The sequence below is a fragment of the Chryseobacterium paludis genome (assembly GCF_025403485.1).
GTDB classification, from domain to species: domain Bacteria; phylum Bacteroidota; class Bacteroidia; order Flavobacteriales; family Weeksellaceae; genus Chryseobacterium; species Chryseobacterium paludis.
Genome location: NZ_CP099966.1, coordinates 2,042,810 through 2,065,682, shown reverse-complemented (window position 1 = coordinate 2,065,682; position 22,873 = coordinate 2,042,810). Strand labels below are relative to the sequence as shown.

At 34.6% G+C, this 22,873-nt stretch carries 22 protein-coding genes; 6 read left to right on the top strand and 16 right to left on the bottom strand.

Annotated elements, in window-relative coordinates; translation table 11 throughout:
• Window positions 1-48: 48 nt before the first annotated feature.
• The 6 genes from NG806_RS09100 to NG806_RS09075 form a co-directional block, all read right to left on the bottom strand.
• Complete coding sequence (locus NG806_RS09100) at window positions 49-465, bottom strand: hypothetical protein (protein ID WP_261512785.1); 417 nt, start codon at window positions 463-465, stop codon at window positions 49-51.
• A 221-nt stretch (window positions 466-686) separates the two neighbouring features.
• Window positions 687-1,562 carry a lysophospholipid acyltransferase family protein gene (locus tag NG806_RS09095; protein WP_261512784.1) on the bottom strand — a complete coding sequence of 292 codons (876 nt, stop codon included), beginning with the start codon at window positions 1,560-1,562 and terminating at the stop codon, window positions 687-689.
• 3 nt (window positions 1,563-1,565) lie between these two features.
• Window positions 1,566-2,486, bottom strand: a complete 921-nt coding sequence (locus NG806_RS09090; protein ID WP_261512782.1) for a DUF6268 family outer membrane beta-barrel protein — start codon at window positions 2,484-2,486, stop codon at window positions 1,566-1,568.
• Window positions 2,487-2,741: 255 nt separating this feature from the next.
• Window positions 2,742-3,497, bottom strand: a complete 756-nt coding sequence (locus NG806_RS09085; protein ID WP_214833957.1) for a LytR/AlgR family response regulator transcription factor — start codon at window positions 3,495-3,497, stop codon at window positions 2,742-2,744.
• Window positions 3,494-4,420 (bottom strand): sensor histidine kinase, encoded by a 927-nt coding sequence (locus NG806_RS09080; RefSeq protein ID WP_251040658.1) that lies wholly within the window; start codon window positions 4,418-4,420, stop codon window positions 3,494-3,496. Before NG806_RS09080 ends, NG806_RS09085 begins: the two co-directional genes overlap by 4 nt.
• Window positions 4,421-4,791: 371 nt before the next feature.
• Window positions 4,792-5,529, bottom strand: coding sequence for an SDR family oxidoreductase (locus tag NG806_RS09075; protein WP_261512781.1), 738 nt, complete (start codon window positions 5,527-5,529; stop codon window positions 4,792-4,794).
• A 93-nt stretch (window positions 5,530-5,622) separates the two neighbouring features.
• Here NG806_RS09075 and NG806_RS09070 point away from each other — a divergent pair, with 93 nt between their 5' ends.
• Complete coding sequence (locus tag NG806_RS09070; RefSeq protein ID WP_214833948.1) at window positions 5,623-5,976, top strand: winged helix-turn-helix transcriptional regulator; 354 nt, start codon at window positions 5,623-5,625, stop codon at window positions 5,974-5,976.
• Window positions 5,977-6,226: 250 nt separating this feature from the next.
• On the opposite strand, the gene NG806_RS09065 is transcribed toward NG806_RS09070, so the two are convergent.
• From NG806_RS09065 to NG806_RS09030, 8 genes are all read right to left on the bottom strand, one after another.
• A complete protein-coding gene (locus NG806_RS09065; RefSeq protein WP_261512780.1) occupies window positions 6,227-7,189 on the bottom strand; it encodes a zinc-binding dehydrogenase in 963 nt (320 codons plus the stop codon).
• A gap of 44 nt (window positions 7,190-7,233) precedes the next feature.
• Window positions 7,234-7,539, bottom strand: a complete 306-nt coding sequence (locus tag NG806_RS09060) for an ArsR/SmtB family transcription factor (RefSeq protein ID WP_261512779.1) — start codon at window positions 7,537-7,539, stop codon at window positions 7,234-7,236.
• Between the two features lie 107 nt (window positions 7,540-7,646).
• The gene (locus NG806_RS09055; protein WP_261512778.1) at window positions 7,647-7,994 is read right to left on the bottom strand and encodes a VOC family protein; all 348 of its coding nucleotides are present in this window, start codon (window positions 7,992-7,994) and stop codon (window positions 7,647-7,649) included.
• A gap of 59 nt (window positions 7,995-8,053) precedes the next feature.
• Window positions 8,054-9,505, bottom strand: coding sequence for an MBL fold metallo-hydrolase (locus NG806_RS09050; protein WP_261512776.1), 1,452 nt, complete (start codon window positions 9,503-9,505; stop codon window positions 8,054-8,056).
• A gap of 106 nt (window positions 9,506-9,611) precedes the next feature.
• Window positions 9,612-10,082, bottom strand: coding sequence for a cupin domain-containing protein (locus NG806_RS09045; protein WP_214833934.1), 471 nt, complete (start codon window positions 10,080-10,082; stop codon window positions 9,612-9,614).
• 134 nt (window positions 10,083-10,216) lie between these two features.
• Window positions 10,217-10,915, bottom strand: coding sequence for a DUF1826 domain-containing protein (locus NG806_RS09040; RefSeq protein WP_261512774.1), 699 nt, complete (start codon window positions 10,913-10,915; stop codon window positions 10,217-10,219).
• 171 nt (window positions 10,916-11,086) lie between these two features.
• Window positions 11,087-11,503, bottom strand: a complete 417-nt coding sequence (locus NG806_RS09035; RefSeq protein ID WP_214833929.1) for an acyl-CoA thioesterase — start codon at window positions 11,501-11,503, stop codon at window positions 11,087-11,089.
• Between the two features lie 222 nt (window positions 11,504-11,725).
• Window positions 11,726-12,997 (bottom strand): T9SS type A sorting domain-containing protein, encoded by a 1,272-nt coding sequence (locus NG806_RS09030; protein WP_261512771.1) that lies wholly within the window; start codon window positions 12,995-12,997, stop codon window positions 11,726-11,728.
• A gap of 827 nt (window positions 12,998-13,824) precedes the next feature.
• Here NG806_RS09030 and NG806_RS09025 point away from each other — a divergent pair.
• The gene (locus tag NG806_RS09025; protein WP_214833924.1) at window positions 13,825-14,442 is read left to right on the top strand and encodes a phosphatase domain-containing putative toxin; all 618 of its coding nucleotides are present in this window, start codon (window positions 13,825-13,827) and stop codon (window positions 14,440-14,442) included.
• Window positions 14,443-14,533: 91 nt separating this feature from the next.
• Here the strand turns inward: NG806_RS09025 and NG806_RS09020 are convergent, their stop codons facing one another.
• Window positions 14,534-15,100 (bottom strand): GNAT family N-acetyltransferase, encoded by a 567-nt coding sequence (locus NG806_RS09020; RefSeq protein WP_214833921.1) that lies wholly within the window; start codon window positions 15,098-15,100, stop codon window positions 14,534-14,536.
• A gap of 77 nt (window positions 15,101-15,177) precedes the next feature.
• Window positions 15,178-15,534 (bottom strand): response regulator, encoded by a 357-nt coding sequence (locus tag NG806_RS09015; protein WP_214833918.1) that lies wholly within the window; start codon window positions 15,532-15,534, stop codon window positions 15,178-15,180.
• Between the two features lie 225 nt (window positions 15,535-15,759).
• On the opposite strand from NG806_RS09015, the gene NG806_RS09010 reads away from it, so the two are divergent.
• From NG806_RS09010 to NG806_RS08995, 4 genes are all read left to right on the top strand, one after another.
• Window positions 15,760-16,890: a helix-turn-helix domain-containing protein gene (locus tag NG806_RS09010; protein WP_261512770.1), complete on the top strand. Its 1,131-nt coding sequence runs from the start codon at window positions 15,760-15,762 to the stop codon at window positions 16,888-16,890.
• A 153-nt stretch (window positions 16,891-17,043) separates the two neighbouring features.
• Window positions 17,044-18,510: a serine hydrolase domain-containing protein gene (locus NG806_RS09005; protein ID WP_261512769.1), complete on the top strand. Its 1,467-nt coding sequence runs from the start codon at window positions 17,044-17,046 to the stop codon at window positions 18,508-18,510.
• A 183-nt stretch (window positions 18,511-18,693) separates the two neighbouring features.
• Window positions 18,694-19,749, top strand: coding sequence for a serine hydrolase domain-containing protein (locus NG806_RS09000; RefSeq protein WP_261512768.1), 1,056 nt, complete (start codon window positions 18,694-18,696; stop codon window positions 19,747-19,749).
• A 203-nt stretch (window positions 19,750-19,952) separates the two neighbouring features.
• A complete protein-coding gene (locus tag NG806_RS08995) occupies window positions 19,953-22,826 on the top strand; it encodes a glycosyl hydrolase (protein WP_261512767.1) in 2,874 nt (957 codons plus the stop codon).
• The last annotated feature ends 47 nt before the right edge of the window (window positions 22,827-22,873 follow it).

Here is a 22,873-nt window from a genome sequence, read left to right as displayed (position 1 = left end):
TTAAAAAAGGTTGTACCAGAAAGCCATTGTTTAATAATCTAAGTTAATTTATTGGTTGGTTGTTTCCTTATTTGTATTAAATAAATTAAATTTATTAGACCAACTAAAAAAGTGTATTAGCTCATTTTTGTTTAGTTGCTCAAAATGAAAAATTTTATGAGGGAAGGGAATAGCATTCGAATACACTCCGTTATTTGAAAAGACAAAAATTGTTTTTTTGTTCTGGCAATTTTCTAATTCAAAAAATCTAATAAACCCTTTTAGGTCTCTTTCAGAGTGAAGTTCTGAAGAAGAATTTTGAATCAGCAAAACAATATGGTTGCAATATTTTATAATGTTTTGAAAATCAATCGCTGTATTATTTCTGATAAATACCTCATTTCCTCTATTCCATAAGAAATCTGCGATGTCATCATGTAATTCATCATCATGCTGTTCTTTATTTTCTATAATTATATATTTCATTATCAAAAATGCTTAGTTTGTGTTTTAGTCTTGTTGTTAAAGACTATAACTCTAATTATAAAATCGTGTTCAAAAATAGAATTTCATCTAAATTGAGAGAAATTATTTACTCTTCATGAAGAACTTTAATAAAGATATACAGAAAGAGGAAACAGCTGATAAAACAGCTAATAAGTATCAATCCTATGATCACGATGATTGAAAGTAGGTAAATCATTATTTTATGTTTTCCACCGTTTATGTGTCCATAGCCAACCGTATGGTTCTTCGTTGATATTTTCTGTCAATAAATCAACATACCTTTGCGTTATTTCTCTCTTATTTAGGATTTCCGCCTGAGAGCATATGGGGACGCAGGTTATTTTGTAATTTCCTTTTGATACTTGAACAATATGCAGGTAAACAACTGCTGATCCAGTAGTAAGCGCCAATTTTTCCATCCCTGAAAATACATAGGTATCTTGATTTAGTAGTTTGAATCTGTATCCGTTTTCTTTTATCCGGGGATATTGGTCAGCTAGAAAAAGATAAATGGCTGGAGATTGCTTTTTGGTTAAAATGTGTCGTACGGCTGATTGGTCGGGTATCAGCTTCATACCAAAACGTGACCTGAGCTTAATCATTAGCATGTTTATTATTGCCGACTTTAATGGTTTATAAACCGCATACATATCGTGTTGAATTTTATATGGCATAAAATTCAACACTTCCCAATTGCCGCAATGCCCCATACAAGAAATAACATTTCGGCCTGAGTTTACATATTGGTCTATTAATTCTAAATTTTCAAATATGATTTTCTTGTCCATTATTTCTGTCCGAACAGATACGCTTTTTATGATTTCAGCAAAATAAGCCGCAAAACAAGTATAAAACTTTTTTGCAATACGATGGAGTTCTCCATATTGCCTGTCAGGAAAAGAGCGTGTAATATTTTGAAATACAACCTCTTTTCTATAACCAATAATGTAATAAGAAAGGAAAAAAGCAAAAGAAGCCATTGCATATAGAAATGTCATAGGTAGTAAACTTAAAGTATAGACAATCATATAAAGACTCCTATATGCAAGAATTTGTACGGCTTGGTTTATTTTCATAAATTAAAATTTCATTTTTAAACCAACCGATACATATGGTGAAACGGAAAAATAATAATCATTATCCGATGCAAACACTCCTTTTAAAGTTCTGTCACTGTAGGAAGCCGGTCGATACAAATTAAGCCCAGCCATACCAGTCACAGAGAATCCGGTTGTGCCAAACTTTAGTTCAGGACGAAACCCCGTAACTATATATTGATGAGAGAAGATCACATTTTTACCGTCCTTTTCTAACAAAGCCACTTGTCCGTTCATTTCTATCGCATAGGATAGTTTGAATTTCTCATTAAAATCATAACCAGCTGATATTTCCAGACCTTCAACAAGTTCAACGTTGATGTCAAATTTCCCGTCGAGTTTCCATTTAACGTAAACAGCAGGAAATACCATTGGATAGCCTAAAGAACTATTTATAGCGATACCTCCGCCGAGGTCAAGATTGGGATTAAGGTGTCGGATAAAAACAATACCTCCACTTCCGAGAATATTTTTAAAGTTGATCTTAGAAAAATCGGTAGAGGGAGTAAATATTCCTATCCCAACGCTTGCCCTCAGAGACCATTTGTCATTCAATGGACGAAGATGATAAATACCCAATTGCAAATTCATGATTTCAGATACCATGTTTTCTTTGAAGTTTTTGTTATTCAACGCAACATATGCCCCGCCAAAACCAATACCCCAGGTAGTAGAACGATTGTTTTTATTTGATTTCATAGATAATGGGATGTTGACCGCTCCCTGGTAGACCATTGCAGACCCTTTGCCATCACCAATTTTTTCCTTGGGTTTCTCGCTTGGGGGTAGATAGTAGTAACCTGAATTTCCGATGTACTCTGTTTTGAAGGATACTTCCTGCGCCTTTCCTTTTAAACATAGCAGCGTTGCTGATGCCGTTAGGAATAATGCTGTTAACTTCATGTGATTTTAAATTTGTATTTGTAATATTTTGTACAAAATAACAATCAATGAAGTGGAGTAGAAAGTGGTAAGTTGCAGGCTTCAGAATCTACAGAATGAAATTTAGAATGAGTGGAATAAAATGAATTCTTTTATTTTAAAACTAAATAAATAGAAATGAGATGATAGACAAACTATAAGCTAGACATTAGAATTTTGTATTGGATAAAAGAACAGAGAATAAAGAGTGGAATATGGAATGTATGGTAGCTCATGTTATTCAATTATACCGTCCATCCATTTCAGGAAATCCGATACACGTACCCGGCTCACCAGAACTTCATGTGGGCATTCAGGTGAAAAGGAAAGTTTCAGACGGCTGTTAAAATACTTAATAACATTTTCAATAGCTTTTACATTACCAATGCAATTACGCGACACACGGAAGAATAAGCGGTTATCCAACTGTTGCTCCAATTGGTCTAATGTATAATTAATAATATGTCTTTTACCCTGAAACGTGTGCAGGAATACCACTCCTTCTTCACTATAGAAATGGGCAATATCTGTTGTTTCTATGTAATGATAGTTTTCTCCTTTCGATATGAGGAATCGGTTTTTGGTTTTTAGAGAGCTTGTTTGTTCTAAATTTTTGAGATCGGTTTTAAATGGGGAGCTATGGAAAATATTTTCAAATTTGATTAATGCAGTTTCTAATTCCTCTTCATCAAATGGTTTTAAAAGATAGTCGATGCTGTTAAGCTTAAATGCCTTGATGGCATGCTCATCATAAGCCGTAGTAAATATAACAGGAGTGGAAACCTCCACATGATTGAATATCTCAAAACAGTTACCATCAGCAAGTCGTATATCCATAAGAATCAAATCAACTTTGGATACTTTCAGAAATCCAATGGTTTCTATGGCTGTTTTAGTATGTTTTTCCAAAGAGTAACCAGGACGTAATTTCGTCATCATACGTTTCAGCTCTTCGTATGCAAACCTTTCATCTTCTACGATCAGGAATTTCATAATTGAATATATGGGATTTTAACAATAAATGTTTGCTTAGTATGTTCAACGATAACTTCTTTCTCATACAATAAATATTGCTTTGTAAGATATTTCAGTCCGATTCCACCTTTTTCTATATCAGTTGATGGCTGAATATTATTTGCTACGATGATGTAGTCAGTATTCATTGTGATTTTTATATTTAATGGCATTTCTTCTGTTGCAGTATTGTGCTTAAATACATTTTCTATAAGTAATTGTAAGGTAAGAGGAATAATGCTATTTTTTTCAAGATCAGATCTTTTATCTACAGTACAAGCAAAAGAGTTTTCAAATCTCATTTTCATTAGAAAGATATATGAGTCCAATACGTCCAGTTCTTCTGCAACAGAAATTAAAGGATGGTGATTAAGGGAAAGTACATATCGGTAAGTTTTGGAAAGAGCCTTTGTGAATTTATTGGCATTGTCGGGATTGATATATATTAATGAAGACAGAACATTTAAAGAATTAAACAAAAAATGTGGGTTTATCTGTGCTCTCAGTGTTTCGTGCTGAAATAAAAGGGCTTTACGTTTGGCTTTTTCAGAATCAGCAATCGCTTTTTGTTCAGATTGAAAATAATAGATCAGTTCAAATACCAATAGGATCGGAATATTTGCTGCCATTCCGAATGCGAACTTTATTAGGAAAGAAGGCATACCATTTTTAGAAACATGAAATACATCGTATATCAGATAATTAAATATCCCTAACAACATCATACATATTACAGTAAGTCCAGTAAGTCCAGCCAGTATACGGAGTAATATACTCTTTGAGTAGGGTAGATATTTGTTCAATAAAAGTAATAAACCATAATCAGCGATACACATGGTAAAGATTACAATATAATGGGCTGATAACTGGATGTGAAAATTATTCCATAGATCTTCCTTCATTAAAATAATGCTAAAAAGCATCTGACATAATGCATAGATCAATGTGGAAGCAAAAAAAATGAATAACCTTTTTATATCTATTTTTTTTAGTTGAATCATCCTTCAAAAATAAAATTTCCACAGGAAATTAAGTATAAATCTAGTACTTTTCTGATGAACTTCATTTTTTGAAGGATGAATTTCAAGATAGGAATATCTTAGATCTAAAAATAAAAAGACAGGTTATAATGTTGAATAATTATTCCAAAAGGATAACATTTGATAATACCTTCATAGTCTTTGATAAATCTTAGAATACCAACAATATACTCTAAAATTTTTGATGGGCTAATTAGTTATATAATAAATTAAAAAGCTTATAGAAGTATCAATTATACCAGCAGACTCCCTCCATCAACGACTATGATCTGGCCGGTGCTGAAGGTGGCCCGCATCAGATACAGATAAGCTTCGGCAATTTCATTCGCATTACCTACCCTTCCTGTCAATAATTTACTTCCAATCTGACTATAGAAAGCCTCTCTATCTGCTTCAGGTACGTTTGTCAAGAGATTGGTTCTTACTGTTCCTACGCAAACTGCATTAACTCTTATAGGGGCAAGCTCAAAAGCAAGTGCACGGGTAAGTCCTTCAATAGCGCTTGCCATTCCTGAAATTATTGCTGTCCCTTTCCTTGGCTTTCTTCCGAGTGCACCCGTTGTCAAAGTGATCGATCCTCCTTTTTTTATCAACGGAGTAGCATGCTTTACAGCCATTATTGCTCCCCAAAAGCGAAGATTAATAGACTGTTTTGCCTCTTGAATGTTCAGGTCAGTTAATTCGTTAAACTTTAGGGTGTCGCCTGCTGTAAAAATAAGGTGGTCAAATTCACCTATTTTTTTAAAAAGTAGTTCGATCTGCTTTTCGTTTCCTAGATCAGCAACAAGACCTGTACTTTCCTTCGGTAATAAATGTAATGCTTCGTCTACCTTTTGTTGTGTACTTGAAACAACAATTACTATTGCACCATCCGCAGCTGTAGCCAGTGATAAAGCTAAACCGATACCGGATGTTCCGCCTAATACAACAACTTTTTTACCAGCCAGACTGTTTTCACTTTTATTTTCCATAATCTTTAGTAAATTTTATGTTTATAATATCAAAACTATCAATCATTCATAATAATTTTACTATTCATTACCTTTAGGATAGTTACTATAATTATGGGAAAAACAAAATGTAATTCAGAACCCGACATTAACAGAAAATTAGCGCTGAATGACGCTTTGGAATTATTAAGTGGTAAATGGAAAATAGTTCTTTTGAGAAGTTTATATCTTTATGGAATTATGCGCTTTAAAGATTTACAGGAAACCATAGAGGGCATATCACCAAAAATATTGTCAAAGGAACTACAACAGTTAGAAGAAAATTTACTGATCACCCGGACAGTAAACAATACAAAACCGATAACGGTGTCTTATGAACTTACCGATCATGCTAAAGAGACTCTTCCTGTTATCAATGCTTTAATTGAATTTGGCCTGAAACATCGTGAGAAAATCAAGAATAAGTGATGATTTCATCATATCTACTACAAATGCTAATTAGGCTATAACTATATTAACTCTATTGTTTACTTTGATTAAAACTCTGGGAGCACTTTTCACAGTTGAAAAGTGCTTCCAGAGCAATTCCAGAGAATATGTATATATTTTAGAAAATTAACTTAATGAAAAAGCTGTGATTTCACCAGAAATAGGGATCTATCTATTATATTCCGATCATATACGGATTTCAAATAATTTTCTATTACAAAAAGCATTTTTACAATGAAAGTACAATTTTACCAAATAAAGGCCGCTCCCGTTTTGTATCCTCTATTCTTTGATGGGCTTTTTTCACCTCTTCAATGGGGTATATACTATCTATAATTGGTTTTACATGTCCAGATTCAATTAGTTGGGTAATATGATGAAGCTCATCTCTGTTTTGCCGCGTAAAAACAAAATGATAGGTAGCGTTTTTTTCCCATGCGTTGATCAGGTTTTGTGGCTGGGGAATGTCAACAAGCGTTACAATTTTACCATAGTTCGCTAAGGCTAGGGGACTGTCCGAAAGTGTGCTTCCTCCTACAGTATCAATAATTACATCTACACCTTTTCCCTCAGTATAGGCCAGTATTTCTTCAATATAGTTTTTTTGATGATGGTCAATGACTATATCTGCTCCAAGATTCTGAAGTTTTTCATGTAAAATACTTTGTCCTGTTGTATAAACAAAAGCACCCAATGATTTAGCGACCTGAATTGCCAATGTTCCAACACCACCTGCTCCTCCGAGGATGAGAATGGTATCTCCTTTTTTTAGTTGAGCCCGTACCACAAGCATTTCCCAAACCGTTCCTCCAATAAGCGGAACAGCAGCAGCTTCCTCGTAGCTAAGATTATCAGGCATCCTGGATAATGAGGCTTCGTCTGTAAGGTGATATTCAGCATAACTGCCGGAGCCACCAAAACGCGGTGAATAATAAACTTTATCACCAGGCCGCCAATTTTTTACTGCTTCACCTACTGCTACAACATCACCTGAGATATCGTGACCAGTTACAATTGGTAAATCAAACACTGACGTATAATCTCCCCGCCTTACCTGATAATCAAGGGGATTTACTGAGGTAGCTCTTACCTTCACTAATACCTGAGAAGGATCTGTTATGGAAGGAGTCGTCACTTCCGCTAACTGGAGAACTTCCGGTCCTCCATAATTTTTAATTACAATTGCTTTCATAATTAGATATTTCGCTTATTTTCGAAATGTTTAGTTAAAAAAATTCACAATGATTTTTGAATTAATTTGTTAAGCGTCTCAATCGCTCCTTCATTACGTTTGTAGTAGGTCCACTGACCCATCCTTGTAGCTTCGATAAGCCCACATTTTTGTAGTAAACTCAGATAGTCTGAGGTGGTAGATGGAGATAAACCAGCTTTTTTTGTAATGTCACTTACACAAACACCAAGATTGGAATCATAGTCCTTCAATTCATCAGCAGTAAAGTGGAGGTGAGGCTGCTTAAGCCAGACAAGTATGTTGATTCTAGCTTGGTTACTGAGCGCTTTAAAAACTGTAATTAATTCCATGGAACAAAGATATCGATATTTTCCGAAATACCGAAATTAAAATTTGAAGATTATATTGCCATATTAGCACCTGTGCATTTAAAGAGATTTACCTTGCACAAACCTATTTATGCTTGGACAACACAAAAAGAATTTCCTTCAGGATCAAGCAAAACTACATAATCAGCATCCTGTTCATAATCCCAATTTTGCATTTTTACAGCACCTATACTAAGTAACCGTTTTACTTCTTCTTTTTGGTTCTCAGTGATCAGGTCAATATGGTGTCTTCTTGGCTCCTCGGAGCTGGTGAGTTTCAACGATAACTGCATTCCCTGACCATTTTGGGGAATCAAAATGGCAAAATCCAGATCTGGATTCCGTTTCAATTTATAATTCAATGCCTTACACCAAAAGGTTATTGCTCTGTCAAGATCCTGTACTCCCCATACAATTGAAAGTATTTTTAAGTCCATATAATGTAGTTAGGATTATTAATGATAAATTTAGCAATTGTTCGATACGTTTACCCGTTCTAATGCTCAAATGTATTTTTAAAAAGCGGATCTTTCTTCTTCATTTTGACAATCTCATTAAACGTTTCTTTAGAAATTACAGAAAGTCCATGATGGCCAATAATTTTTGTAAAAGTTATTTTTTTCTGACGTAAAAAATCGCTGAATTCTTTTGTTACAGCTATTGCGGGGGTGGTGTATGAATCCGCAGGCAATGATAACAGATCTCCCTGATAGATCATTTTCTCCTGAGGCAGATATAAAAATGACATTCCTTTTGCATGACTATTAGGTATTTCAATAAATTCCAGCTTTTTATGATCATTTTCTAATACCTTTTTATTATTAAATACTTCAAAATTTACTTTTCCATTTTTATAAAGACTGCTATCGCTGTTTTGCAGCATGCTCATAACCGGCTGCTTCATGTTTTCTGCACAAATAATAGTAGCCCCTTCTTTCACAACTTCAGCAATACCGGCTATATGATCGTTATGGAAGTGAGAAAGATGAACATATTTGATAGGAATATCAGGGAGTGTGGTATGAATAACATCCAGTATAGATTTGGTCGTTGCTGATGATATGGGTGCTTCTGTAAGTACAATATAATTTCCCATATTAATAAACATGATATTGCGGTCTCCATCTACATTTTCAATCAGGTAAACATCTTTAGCGATCATTTTTGCAGAAAGTACGGGAGTGCTTTCACTAGTTGATTTATATCCTGGAGGAAAATCAAAAACGAGACTGGCGAAATTCTGATTGTATTTAAATAAGCTTAATGAATCTGAATAAATAATATTTCCATTGCGCTCCAGGCTGCTTTTCTTCGCAATCATTAATCCATCAGTCGGTATGTAATCTTCGAAACGCTGTACTATGGTGTCTTGTCCCTGTATTCTGGTGATTTTCTTCAAAAGAAAAGTGATTGTATCAAATCTGTATTCTTCAGTTCCACTTGGATTCTTTTTTAAGACAATCAAATCCTTTCCTTCTGTAAGCACGGACTCGTCTTTAATTTCCTGAAGTAATTGTTTAAGTATAAAATAAGGGAAATTGTTCAACAGGCTATTCTTCCTTTTATCGAAAGAGGCTGAACCCAGATTCAGTAGGTCTTTTCCCGTTCTACTGCCAATACCATCATATACATAATAGGTTGAGTCCCGTCCCAATCTGTAGGTGTCAAACACATAGCCTCCAGGATAATGATTCTGCGTATGGTGTAAAAAATGGCTGCCTTTTAAGTCAACAAAAAGATGGAATGAATCTTTTTCCGGTAGAGCATGGTCGAAATCATATCCTTGCCATTTATCTATATTTATCCTGTTAGTCGCATATTCAAAATCATTCACTGTTTCCCAGTTTCCCAATGCTGATATACTTTTTTGAAGTACATTGGTAGTTGTTTGTGCAGAAATAGTAAGACTCAGGCACCATCCAATGATGAATAAAAATTTTCTTTCCATAGATCAATTTGTTTGATTTTTTTCACATGTATGTGATGAAACAAATGTAATCAATTTACATGGTAAATAATTCTATGATAAAGTATTAACAAATAACATTGCAAAGTTAGTGTGGATTATTCGTAGTAATAACAAACATGATTAAAGGTTCGTCTCCAGTGTTTTCTATAGAATGATAGCCTATGGAGCTGATGGCCGTAATGTCTCCTTTTTGAAGCGTTTTTTTACGTTCTGGTCCCTGCGTTCCGGTTCTTTCACGATATTCTCCGGTTCCATGCACTACAACATACAATTCTTCCTCGTTTCTTTCATTATGGGTGTGAAATCCCGATTCATCGCCTCTATTTAATAAGACCATATAAGCTCCCAGACGATTATTGGTTAATTCATTCTGGTCGAACATTTGTAACATGTATACTGTTCCTTTTCCACCATACATTTTTTCACGTTTATCGATTCGTGTAATGGTTCGTTCATTCTTTTCAAAGGCCATTACATACAGGTGGATATATTTTGAAACCTCTTGTATAACATGATCAAATTCTGCTCCTTCAGATAATATAACGGTATCAGCCATGTGAGTTAAATATTAATTGATAATAATAAAGATCAATGTACCAAAAATTACATTGTAACACAAGCAAAATTGCCTTCATTGAAGAGTTCTTTTTATTGTGAACAAATAGCAGCCTGGAATACCAAATAGACTCCTTAACAAATCAGAAGCAGTCGGTATTCACTATCGTTTTCAATAGGAGCTCTATGAACACAGGGTAAAACTTGTTGTTCTGGATGATCTACCGCCAGTCGCCAAAGATGTCCAGCTTTTAAACTGACAGGTTCAGCATTTGGTTTGGGCTGATAATGCAGATCGAAGAAATAGTCTTTCAGGAAGTCTTCAAATTCCTCTTCCGGACCATTGTGTAATTTTTTAAGCTTATCCCGGATTTCAGGGATCAGAATTTTTTGTTCAACCTGATCATTGGGTAAGATTTCACTTGCAGTACCATGATAGGTACACAAAAAAGTATCCGTTAAAATCGGTGATCGATCGACATGATACGAATATACATCTGTTGAAATGAAATCGAACTCCTCATCCCGTTCGTAACTTTTGAGCAGATTGAGAGAAGGTAATGCTCCAAAATCAGTTAATAACTGTATATCACTTAAGATGATTTCCCTTGCCTCATTACCTTTTTCTGATAGTTGTAGAGCTAAAAGGTCTTCAATGGAAACTTCTGTGACGTTCTCTTTTAAATGAAGCTTAGATACGATCTCGTTAAAATCTCCAACTAAATTTCTGTGCCAGCAAATAGCATTCATAGCTCCCTGAAAATGGGTGTATACAAGTTCAGAAAAAGTAGAAACTATTCCAATTTGTTCATTGTCAGAAAATGTATTGTCCATATTTTAGGATAGATAATTTAGTTGCTTAATTCTTTACAAAAATAAGGAATAGGTTAGAAGAACATGCTAACATTGATTTTGTTTTTGTAAGTCATAACTGATTTATTGTAAAAAGTAAAAGCGAGTTTAATAACTCGCTTTTTATATGGTATATTTTAATTTTACAACGACTTAATCTTCCAAAGTAGGGGCATTCTCAATAAGCGTTTTTATGGCCTCGGGAAGAAATGGCCTTCCACCTGTAGATGGCACACATGTACCTGTAAAAGTAGCTTTTGTCGTTACCTTACCATTCAGAATAATGGATTGCTTAAAATGTATTTTAGGAGCATCACTTTTGTCGCGAAATAATTCACAGGTTACAGTGAAGGTATCTCCTTGTTTTAAAGATCTGAGAAAACTGATCGTGTACCCGGATAAAACCATATTAACGCCATTTTTTGCTTCGTTTTCCAGATTGAAGCCCAAAATTTCATCAATATACTGATGTCTGCATTCTTCCATGTAAAAAGGATAGTATAAACCATCCATAATTCCCTGTACGTCAATGTGCTCATCTTGAGTCACATATTCTTTTGAATATTTCATAATGACCATTCTATATTTAGTAGATAAATCTAATTATAAATTTTTCTAAATCAAAATTGAATCGATCTATCTTGAGTGGGGTATTATATATAAAATGTAGTCCATTTGATATCATGAAATAACAAAAACCACTGCGATTGCGGTGGTTTTTAATTATTCAATATTCAATTCAATTTTTGCTTTTATGTGATAATTATTATAAATGTTCTTTACTTATAATACTTATTTTTTAATCGTATTAAAGGTTTGTTTAGATCCGTCTTTCATATAAACAACCACTACATAGGTGCCCGACTTTAATTCTTTTAGCTGAAGAACTGAAGATGGTTTATCAATCGTTTTCAACAATCTCCCTGAAATATCCACTATAGAAACAGATTTTACATTCTTAATATCAGAAATATTTAATAGATCTATAAAAGGATTGGGATAAATATCGATGGTATTTTTGGCTTGTAAAGCTTCAGAAATACCAAGAGAAGGACCTTTGGTAATGTTGATGGTAAATATTCCGGGTGGAGCAGTACTCGACTGAACCCCACCTACGTTTATATAATAAACAGTACCAGCATTAGTCTGTATTGTGAGTATTTCAGTTTGACCTCCAGATCCGTTATTCACAGTACCTAAACATGTAAAATTTGAACAGACGCCACCATAAACACCAATTGCAGGGTCAAAAGTACTTCCAGATGGTGTTGTAACAGTAATGTTGTACAAACTACCATCGGCTATAAACCTAAACCAGGTACCATCCCTTATAAAAACAGGAGTTGCTGATGAAGAGCAGAAAGGATTACTTGTTGTTGCCTCACTTACTGCCGGACCATCCACCTGAGTATAAGAATAGGGAAAAGAGGAAGCGATCAAGGCTCCCTGACAATCATCATTAACAGGCAGGTTACGTACGCAGATATTGAAATTTACATTGTATCCGGGAATAGAAGAAGATTCATATACCCTAACATAATAAGTTTGTCCAACGATTAAACCTGATAGAATACCCTTCATTGGACAGATAGGTGGTCCGGGATCTGGGCCAGTACCAACACAAATCCCAGATACATGACAGAACAGACTTGTCATACTGCTGCCACAACTTCCGGAGAATACTTGGAAATTCATAGGCGTTGCTATCGGAACAGTATTCGATACTTCAACGAGATGTGTAGTTGCTGTTGCAACAAATTTAAACCAAACATCGTCAGTGGCTAATCCATTTCCGCCGCAGGTTGCGGGCATAGACTGAGTGGCTCCAACAGTACTTCCAAGCGTAACAGAAGTGCAGGATAGCGGAGGATTTATCGGTAGCAATACCGCACCTGAACATTCATCATTGGCAGGTGGTGGAACAATCCCAGCAGAATGAACATTCGCTGATTGGCCAATCGTTGGTGCTGTCGGGAACCGAATAGTTTCTAAATCTAAAAAGGTTCGGCTATTTGCCAGAGTGACTATTAATATAAATAGACACGTAAGTAGATTTTTTCTCATATTATTTTTTAAATAAAAGATAAATTACCCTGAACTGCTTTAGTTCACATACAATAATCTATCATAACAATAACCTATATAAATGGGTGTATTCATTACTTTAATTTCATGTAAAACGACCCCAAAAAATTAATAGCTCTAACTAAGAAAAATAATACTTCTGAAAAATAATCCGCATCGAAAACGATATCGGAAATAACTGCTGAATTACCGAAATGTAGTAAGACAGAAATAAAAGATCTTGCCAGATTGGAAAATATGAAGATCCAAAAAAGATTGGAATTGTTCCAAACTTAAACCTCAGATTCTTCCTGAATTTTAAACTTACACCCTATAATAAACGGTAACTATACTATAAATGATCAAATGTTTTCCATTTTATGGGATATATTTTTCATTTTCCAATACACTCAAAGATAGTTAATTTATAATATATTATGCATTAAATAATATAATATCATTTTAAATTTTAATCTTATTTGGATTTTTTATTTACTTCATAATAACTTATTAAAATATAAATTAATATTTTACATTCTCAATGTTTTGTCTTTTTGCAATATTAATAAAAATATATCCCTATTTATTGAAATATAATACTTTTATTCATACATTTGCTGTTTATTACTAGATGATTATAAGAATTTATAAGTCATTCTATTCAGATTTGTACCCGCTTGTTTCGAAGAATATATGATAAATTATTGCGGCAATTTGCACTATACTTTAACCTACATTGTAAGCAAAGTGAAAAAGTGAAATAGAGCTCGATAATTAATATAGTAGTAACCAGTAAAACAGACCATTTTTAAAATAAAATAAAAAACATGAAAAAAGTAATTTTTATCATTTTGGCTTTGGGTACAATAGCTTGTGCTCCTGAAAATTCCGAAGATTCACTGTCTAAATCAGCTTACAGCTCCAAAAGTTCTGAACTGGCTATTGCTTCTAAAAGTTCGCGACCTCAAAACTGGGCTCAGAAAGTTACAGGATCACCTTTTGATAATCTGTACAAAGTCAATAATGATGTTTATAGAAGTGAACAGCCCGATAGTGATGGCTATAACTACCTTGAACAAAAGAATGTAGCCTCAATTCTTAATCTGAGGTCAGGTCACATAGACAACGTTTCAGGAACCAACTATACAGGCACTTTATACAATGTTCCTATGGTGGCTTCAGATGTTTCGGATGTAGAAATTATCCAGGCTTTAAAAATTATAAGAACAGCTCCCAAACCAATAGACATACATTGTGCACATGGGAGTGACAGGACTGGAGTTACTATGGCAATGTACCGTATTGTTTTCCAGAATTGGAGCAAGCAAGATGCTACGAAAGAGATGAAGGAGGGAGGTTATAATTTCCATTCACAATATACCAATCTGGTTAATTATATTAGGGATGTGGATGTTAATTATATTAAGACACAAGTATTTAATTAACTTGATTTTAAGGAATATGCAAAAGTCCAATATCAGAGATGTTGGGCTTTTTATTTTAATCGTAAACCAATAATGGAATAGAAACTCTCAGTTAAAATTCCGATTTGGAATCTGAATGTTCAGAATGGTGAAGAACATAAGTAAGCATCCCTTCAATATTTTCGTGGGTATGTTGGAAGGTATCATGCACCATTTTAAAATTTAGTTTTTCTAATATATTAACTGATGACGGGTTATGAGCAGAAGGAAAGGCTGTAATTGTTTCAGCGCCCATATTTTCGAATCCAAAATTGATGATTGCTCTTAAGCCTTCTCCCATGATCCCCATTTTTTGAAATTCAGGAAGCAGTTCATATCCTATTTCGACAGACTTGTTGCTCAAGTCAAAATTCCAAAAACATAAGGCACCTATTAAAGCAGATTGATCTTTATAGGAAATTGCCCAAAATATACACGAATTCTCATTGAACAGATTTTCAATTTTTTGGATATAAGCTGTTGCATCACTGATGCTATTGGCAGGTTCCCTCCCTGTTAATTTGGCTACTTCATGATCTGATCGTAGTTCATAAATTGCCTGAGCATCTTCAAGGGACAATCTTCTTAAGTTAAGACGCTCAGTTTCTAATGCTGGAAATATTGAAAAATTAACGTTCATCAGTTATCTAAAATATAATTGTTTATTTCAATGCTAATCATGCTGATGAGAACACTCAAAAAAAATTAACAAGTTGATCAGGAATTATTTTTAACCACATTGATCATATGATCAATATCAAATGGTTTTTCGATATAGTCATCAGCTTTGCAATCTTTTGCTTTTTGTGGTAAATCATGTGATGTAGAAGTGAGGACAGCAGAAACTTCTTCTGTTTGAGGATCATTCTTTAATTCTTCAATCACTTTTGCTCCTTTCTTATCTCCTTTGATGTTATCGTCTACAATGACGACATCGGGGTCAATCTCGTCAATTTTTTCAATTGGTTCGGTTGTTAATGATGAAGTGACATCAAATCCTTCATCCTGTAATACCTCATCCATGATCTCCAGGATTTCTTCATTATCCTGAATAAGGACAACCTTCTTTTTCATATATTCTTAATAAGTTATATAAATATAAGAAAACTTTATGAAGGACTAACAGTTTAGTAAAACAAAAATAGTGTCATCAGAGAACTTGTGAAAATGAGGTTTGATACCAGGTTTTTTCATAAAAAAAACAGACAGCTCCATTCTAATTTCTATATTTGCACGGGTCAGCCTTAAATAACTAATTTCCTAAAAAGCAATAAACAAAAAGAATATAGAATGGATAAAATGAATTTATTAATTATTGTAACAGTAATCTCCTTATTCATTTCATTGTTTCTTGCATTCTTTCTACTCACCGTTAAAACAAAACACAAGACCAGCAATATTCTTTTTGCGGTTTTTCTTATAATCACGGCAATTGATACAAGTGATCCAATATTAGGCCTGTTAACTGACCGTCCTTCGAATCTGGGAATGCTGAAAACGACTCTGGCTTTTCTACAAATTCCTGTTTTTTACCTCTATATACTGTCGGTTTGTTATTCAGATTTTAAGTTTAAGCCCAAATATCTCATACATCTGCTTCCATTTTTAATAGCGAATATAATTTTGTTACCTCGTTTTTACACAGTAGATATCGCTTCTAAAATTGATTTTATTATCAATCGTCAAACCAGGATAGAACTGCAGTTAACCCATATTCTATTCCATATTCAGGTACTTATCTATTTTGTAGCTATTTTTATACTGTTGAGAAAAGCAAAAAAACTATATCTTGAAAACAACGCTGGTACAAGCATTAATTCTTATAACTGGCTGTTTCAGTTTACACTTGTACTCACTATTTTATATGTGATCGTCATTTTCAAAAACATTTTCAAATTTTCAGATTATCCCTACATTTCTGAATGGATAAAAATCGGAATCCTGGTACTTCAGCTGTTTATAGTGTGTTGGTATTTGTTTAAGGCGCTCAACAATCCCGGATTATTCAGAAATATTGATTCAAAATTAAAACTCGTTTCGGATATTATTTTAGAAGAAAAGAAGAACGAGCCGGAAACGGTAAATGAAAAAGAATACAACGAAGAATTAGTGAAATTAAAGAAATACATGGTAGAAGAAAAACCATTTCTTAATCCTTCTTTAACCATTCAGGATATTTCAAATGAGATTAAAATTCCTGTTCGTGATCTGTCCCTTTTAATTAATCATCAGCTGGGTCAACATTTCTTTGACTTTATCAATACCTATCGTATAGAAAATGCAAAGACCATTTTAAAAGATCCGACAAAAAATAAAGTAACGGTTCTTGAGATCCTGTATGAAGTGGGTTTTAATTCAAAATCATCTTTTAATACGGCTTTTAAAAAACATACAGGTTTTACACCTACTGTATATCGTAAACAGTTGTAATATAGTTGTTTGTAAAAAGTCGCACTTCTGTAATACATAAATCATACGTATTTTTTTGATGAAATAGGGCCGACTTTTTTTAGTCGGTCGCACAAGGCTGATCGTTATCCCAAATTTGTATCGAAATAATTTTTTAACCCAAAAAACGATACAATGAAAAGTTCTGTTTATTTATTAATTTTAATGATCATAATGTCTAGTTGTCATACGAGCAACAAAGCATTGACCCAAAGAAAAGACTATACCATTCTTACCGACAGTTTACATATTGAGCAACAATTAGAAAAATACAAACTTGCCGGATTTAGTATGGTGGTTTTTGAAAACTATGAGATCGTTTATTCAAAACAATTTGGTGTAAAATCCATAAACTCAGGACAGAAAATAGATCAAAACACAGCTTTTTCTACAGCATCTATTTCAAAACCGATTACTGCACTTCTTTGTCATATCCTTGAGGAGAAAGGACTGATTAATTTAGATGATCCTATAGACAATTATCTAAAACGCTGGCATTTGCCAAAAAGTAAGTTTACGGAAAACAACAGTCCAAACTGGAGACAATTTCTTAATCATACGGCGGGCACAAGTCAGAGTGGATTTGAAGACTATTATCAAGGTGAAACAATTCCAAGCATACAACAAAGTCTTTTAGGTCAAATTCCAAGATATGATAAAGAAATTGAATTCTTATTTACGCCTGGAACTGACTGGCAGTACAGCGGTGGCGGTTACGTAATTGTACAAATGGCATTAGAAGATACTTTAAATAAATCTATTGCAGAGCTTGCCAACGAGTATATTTTTTCACCTCTTGGTATGAAAAATACGACAATGATTCAGCCTGATGAAAATGGATTTCCGACCAATGTTGCTCTTGTCCACGATAAAGATAAAAAAGTAATTAAAACAGGTTTACCAATTACTCCGCAGGTTGGAGCATCAGGCATGTGGTCGACACCAAGTGATCTGGCTAAGCTCTCTATTGAGATACAAAATGCCCTGCGTAACAAAAATAACAAAGTGATTTCTCATCGTATTGCAAAAAAAGTAACAGCAGTCTCTGCTTTAAAAAATGCAGTTGGTGGATGGGGTTATGGATGGCAGAAGTCTTTTGGCTATAATAACTACAGTTGGTTTTCATGTAATGGCTCTAACACTGGAGTGGGTGGGAGTACTTTCGCAACAATGACAGATGGTAATGGCTTTGTTTTTCTTGCTAATGGTGAAAAGCCAAACCGTATTCCTGTGATAACTCAGGCTCAAAGAAAGATTTTGCAACTGATGAACTGGAACAAAAAAGGAACTGATGAAGATATTCAGGAAATGCCTTTAGCCTTAAAAGAGAAACTGATCGGAACATATGACGATTTCCTTTATTCGCAAGGAGTGGAAACTAAAATAGTAGAAAAGAACAATCGCCTGTATGTTGAGTCTCCATTGTTGGAATTTTTTAAAGGAAAAAATGACAATGAGTTGGTGTATCTGAAAAATGGATTATTTAAAATAATTGATTATCCTAATGTATTAAAATTCGATTTCAGCAATGGAAAACCAAGTTCTGTAACCTTAATAAGAGATCATCTGAATACTAAAATCCAGCTCACTAACAAAAAATAAATAATGATTATAATGGGATTAAGTATACTGTAATACAGTTGTTTGTAAAAAGTCGTACTTCCGTTTGTAATCTATCAAACCTATTCTTCTAAATAAATGCGTTCGACTTTTTTCAGTCGGTCGCGGGAAGATCATTTCTTTCACACATTTGCATCAATATAAATTTAACCTAAATAAAAAACTATGAAAAACGCATTAAAAATGGTAGCCGTATTATTAATAAGCAACTTTACTTTTGGGCAGGACTATTCTAAAAAGATCGATTCCATTATTCAAAGTAACTATAAAAATAATCCGGATGTAGGGATCAGTGTTGGTTACATCAATAATAATAAAGAACATTATATCGCATATGGTAAACTGAGTAAGGGAAATCAAATGGATATTGATAAAAACTCCCTGTTTGAAATTGCTTCAATTACTAAAATTTTAACTTCAAATTTAATTGCACAGGCAGCTATTGAAAATAAAATAAAATTAGATGATTATATAGACAACTACCTTCCTAAAGAATATGTATTACAGAAGGATCTTAAAAATAAAATAAGAATATCGGATTTAGCTTCCCATCAATCTGGCTTGCCTGATGTCGATTTTGCAAAACTTGTAGAGCTGGATTCGCAACAACCTATCAATAATGTAACTGAAAAAACATTAACTGATATTGTCAATAATTGCACTGAATTAACTGATTATGGAAAATACCGTTATTCAACCCTTGGTTACACTTTATTGGGGCAAATCTTAGAAAAGGTATATGAAAATACTTATGATGAGATCATTCGTGAGAAAATACTCAAGTCATTAAAAATGAATCATACCCTAACAAAAGATTTTAATGTAAAAAATAAAACAACAGGCTACAATCCTAATGGTGGTGTTCAGGAATTTCTTAAATGGAATGTTACGGCACCTGCAGGATTAATAAAGTCCAATACTTCTGATATGATCACCTATTTGAAAGCGGTTTTGACTAAAGGAAATAAAATATCTCAGGCAGCAATGCTGACCGAAAAGATCTTCTATAAAGATAATAATAGAGAATTGGGACTGGGGACAAACATTATAGCGGATGATAAAAATACCGTATATGTAAAAACAGGTGATTCTATGGGACAATCTTCGATCATATTTTATAACAGGGTTAAAAATTGGGGCGTTATCGTACTTCTAAGTCAAAGAAACTCAAAGATGAGACAGAACTTATTTAATGAAATTTCTCAAAAAATATTGAAATAAATCTGTTCTTTACGTAAAGTATTAACTGATCCAGGAAAATAGAATTCCTGGATTTTTTATCATCATTAAATATCTCCTATTATTTTTCCAACAAAAGTGTATTATTGTTGGCAAATCTATTAAATTTGGTTCGCCCGCTTATCTGATTCCTTCAAGGGAATCTGTTTGTATAAGTGTTATCAATTTTAATACACAGGCCATTCATGAAAAGAAGAGACTTTTTGAAACATTGTTCAGTTGCAGCATCCGGTTTAGTTTTAGTGAATGTATTGCCGTCATATGCACATGCAATGCTGAAAGAAGGAAATTTACCCCTTAATAAGTCACTATTTGAAATATTCAGTAACCCGGAAAATCATTACCGGCCATTTGTCCGTTGGTGGTGGAACGGCGATAAAATAGAAAAATCAGAACTTGCCCGTGAACTCAGGATTTTAAAAGATGCAGGAATAGGGGGTGTAGAGATCAATCCCATATCATTTCCCTCACGAACTGATGATATGAATAAACCCAGTGTAGACTGGATGAGTGATGAGTGGATTGAATTATTGAAATTCACCCTTGAAGAAGCTAAATCATTAGGGATGACCTGCGATTTGCTTGTCGGTACCGGATTCCCTATGGGTGGTGATTTCCTGAAAAAGGAAGAATGTTCACAGATCGTGGTGATCGCTGTAAAAAAATTGAAAGGTCCCCTTACCACAGAGTTCTCTCTTTTTGATCTTTACAAAGAGGCTGATCCGGCCATTACAAGTCCATATAGCGGAAGAACAATGGAAATGATGGAAGTAAAGCTTGTTCCCGATCCTTTAAACAGTATGGATGAAGTAATGAACCTGTCGGATCAGATTAAAAATGGGATGATCAAAGTTTCTATACCTAAAGGTGATTATGCCATTTACGGATTGGTAAAAATACAGCGCTTTATGAGTGTGATCCAGGGTGCTCCGGGTGGTATGGGACCTGTACTGAATCATTACGATACTGAGGCAGTAAAGAAATACCTCAACAGGATGAGTGACGGCATTCAGCAAAAAATAGGACCGCTTGCTCCAAATGTCAGATCTTTCTTCGTCGACAGTCTGGAGACGGAAGGAACGAACTGGAGCAATGATATGATGAGCGAGTTTAAACGGAGAAGGGGATATGACCTGTATCCTTATCTGCCTTTTGTTTTATTTAAAATTGGTGGAATGGGAAATACGACCGGTCAGAATATCCTTTATCCCGTAAAATCAGGTCCGGAATTTAAAAAGATGATCGACCGGATGCGGTACGATTTTGAACTGACAAAAGCTGAAATATTTGAGGAAAGATTTGTACATACCTTTGTACAGTGGTGTAAAGACAATAAGATAAAATCAAGAGCACAAGCTTATGGACGCGGTTATTTTCCACTGGAAGGAAGTTTTGATATCGATATCCCTGAATGTGAGACCTGGCTGAAATATGGAATAGGAGAAGATATCAGTGAGGAAAAATTCACGCAATATCCCTGGCATCTGGGTAGGGGAAATACGATGATCAATAAATTGGTTTCCTCCGCAGCACATTTAAAGGATAAAAAGCTGATCAGCTCAGAAGAGCTTACCAATACGGATATGGTCTTTAATGAATCGCTGGAAATTTTTAAAATAGCCGGAGATCAGAGTACGATATCCGGAGTTACCCATCCTATTTTTCATGGATTTAATTATTCGCCACCGGAAGCAGCTTTTCCCGGCTGGATAACCTATGGTGGATATTTCAATGAGAAGAATACGATGTGGCCGTATTTTAAACATTATACAGATTACCGGGCAAGATTATCAGCCGTATTACAGCAGGCAAGTATGTTTGCTGATATTGCACTTTTGGCACCTTTTGCGGATCAGTGGTCGGAATATGGGGCGCAGATGGAACCTTTCCCTGTTATGGTATCGCCAGCTTATCAGGCATTGATCTGGGAATCTATTCATCAGAATGGTAATGCCTGTGATTATGTCTCTGAACGCGTCATCAACGACTCGGAAGTCAAGAAAGGTTTCCTTACTTATGGAAAGAGAAAATACCATACTTTATTTTTGATCGAAGTACATAGTTTAGATACAGCTACCGCCAGTAAACTCCATGATTTTGTTAGCAGTGGCGGAAGAATCTTTTGTATTGAAGCCACACCAGACCGGTCTACAGGCTGGAATAATTATGAGAAAAGAGATCGGGAAGTAAGAGACTGGGTCACGAAAATGCAGGCTTATCCTGACCGCTTTATTTTCTTAAAAAAGCCAGCGTCTGATTTCCTGGGTTGGTATAAAACTGTTCAGGAAAAGTATAATATTAAGCCTTATGTGAAGATTCAGTCCCCAAAGACGTTTGTCACCCAGGTGCGTTATCAGACAGATAAAGCGGACCTTTTCCTGTTTAATAATTCCAGCAGTAAACACAATGCGCCGTTGGATATTACATTTGAAAAAGAGGTGATCAGACACAAACGGGCCTGGTTATGGGATGCTGCAACAGGTAAACGTTTCAGACTGGAGCTGCCGGAAGGACGCCTTCATATCGATTTAGGCCCTGCCGATTCCAAGCTGATTGTTTTTGATCATGATAGAAAAGGAATAGTCTGGAAAGACAGTCCTTTAACTGGAAATAACTCAACAGAACTTAACAATACCTGGGATGTTGAATTCAGACACTATGATGGAACCATTAAAAAAGAAGAACTGAATAAACTGGCTGATCTTAAAGAACTGCCTGCATATGCAAATTTTGCAGGAACGGTAGTATACCGGAATAGGTTTCAATCAGGAGATAAGTCAACAATAAATTATCTGAATCTGGGAAGTGTATATGGGATCTGTGAGGTACGTATCAATGGAGTAGAAGCGGGAACACAGTGGTTTGGTAGAAGAATTTATCCTTTGGAAGGTTTAATCAGGGAAGGAATGAATGATATCGAAATTAAGGTGGTTACCGTCATGGTGAACTATATGAAAACCCTTAAAGATAATGTTGTTGCACAATACTGGACGAATCAAAAAAAGAAGGACCAGCCACTTCAATCCATGGGTTTGGCAGGTCCGGTCACTATTTATTAGAAAAATTTAAAAATAAAACAACAGCTTCAGAGAAATCTGAAGCTGTT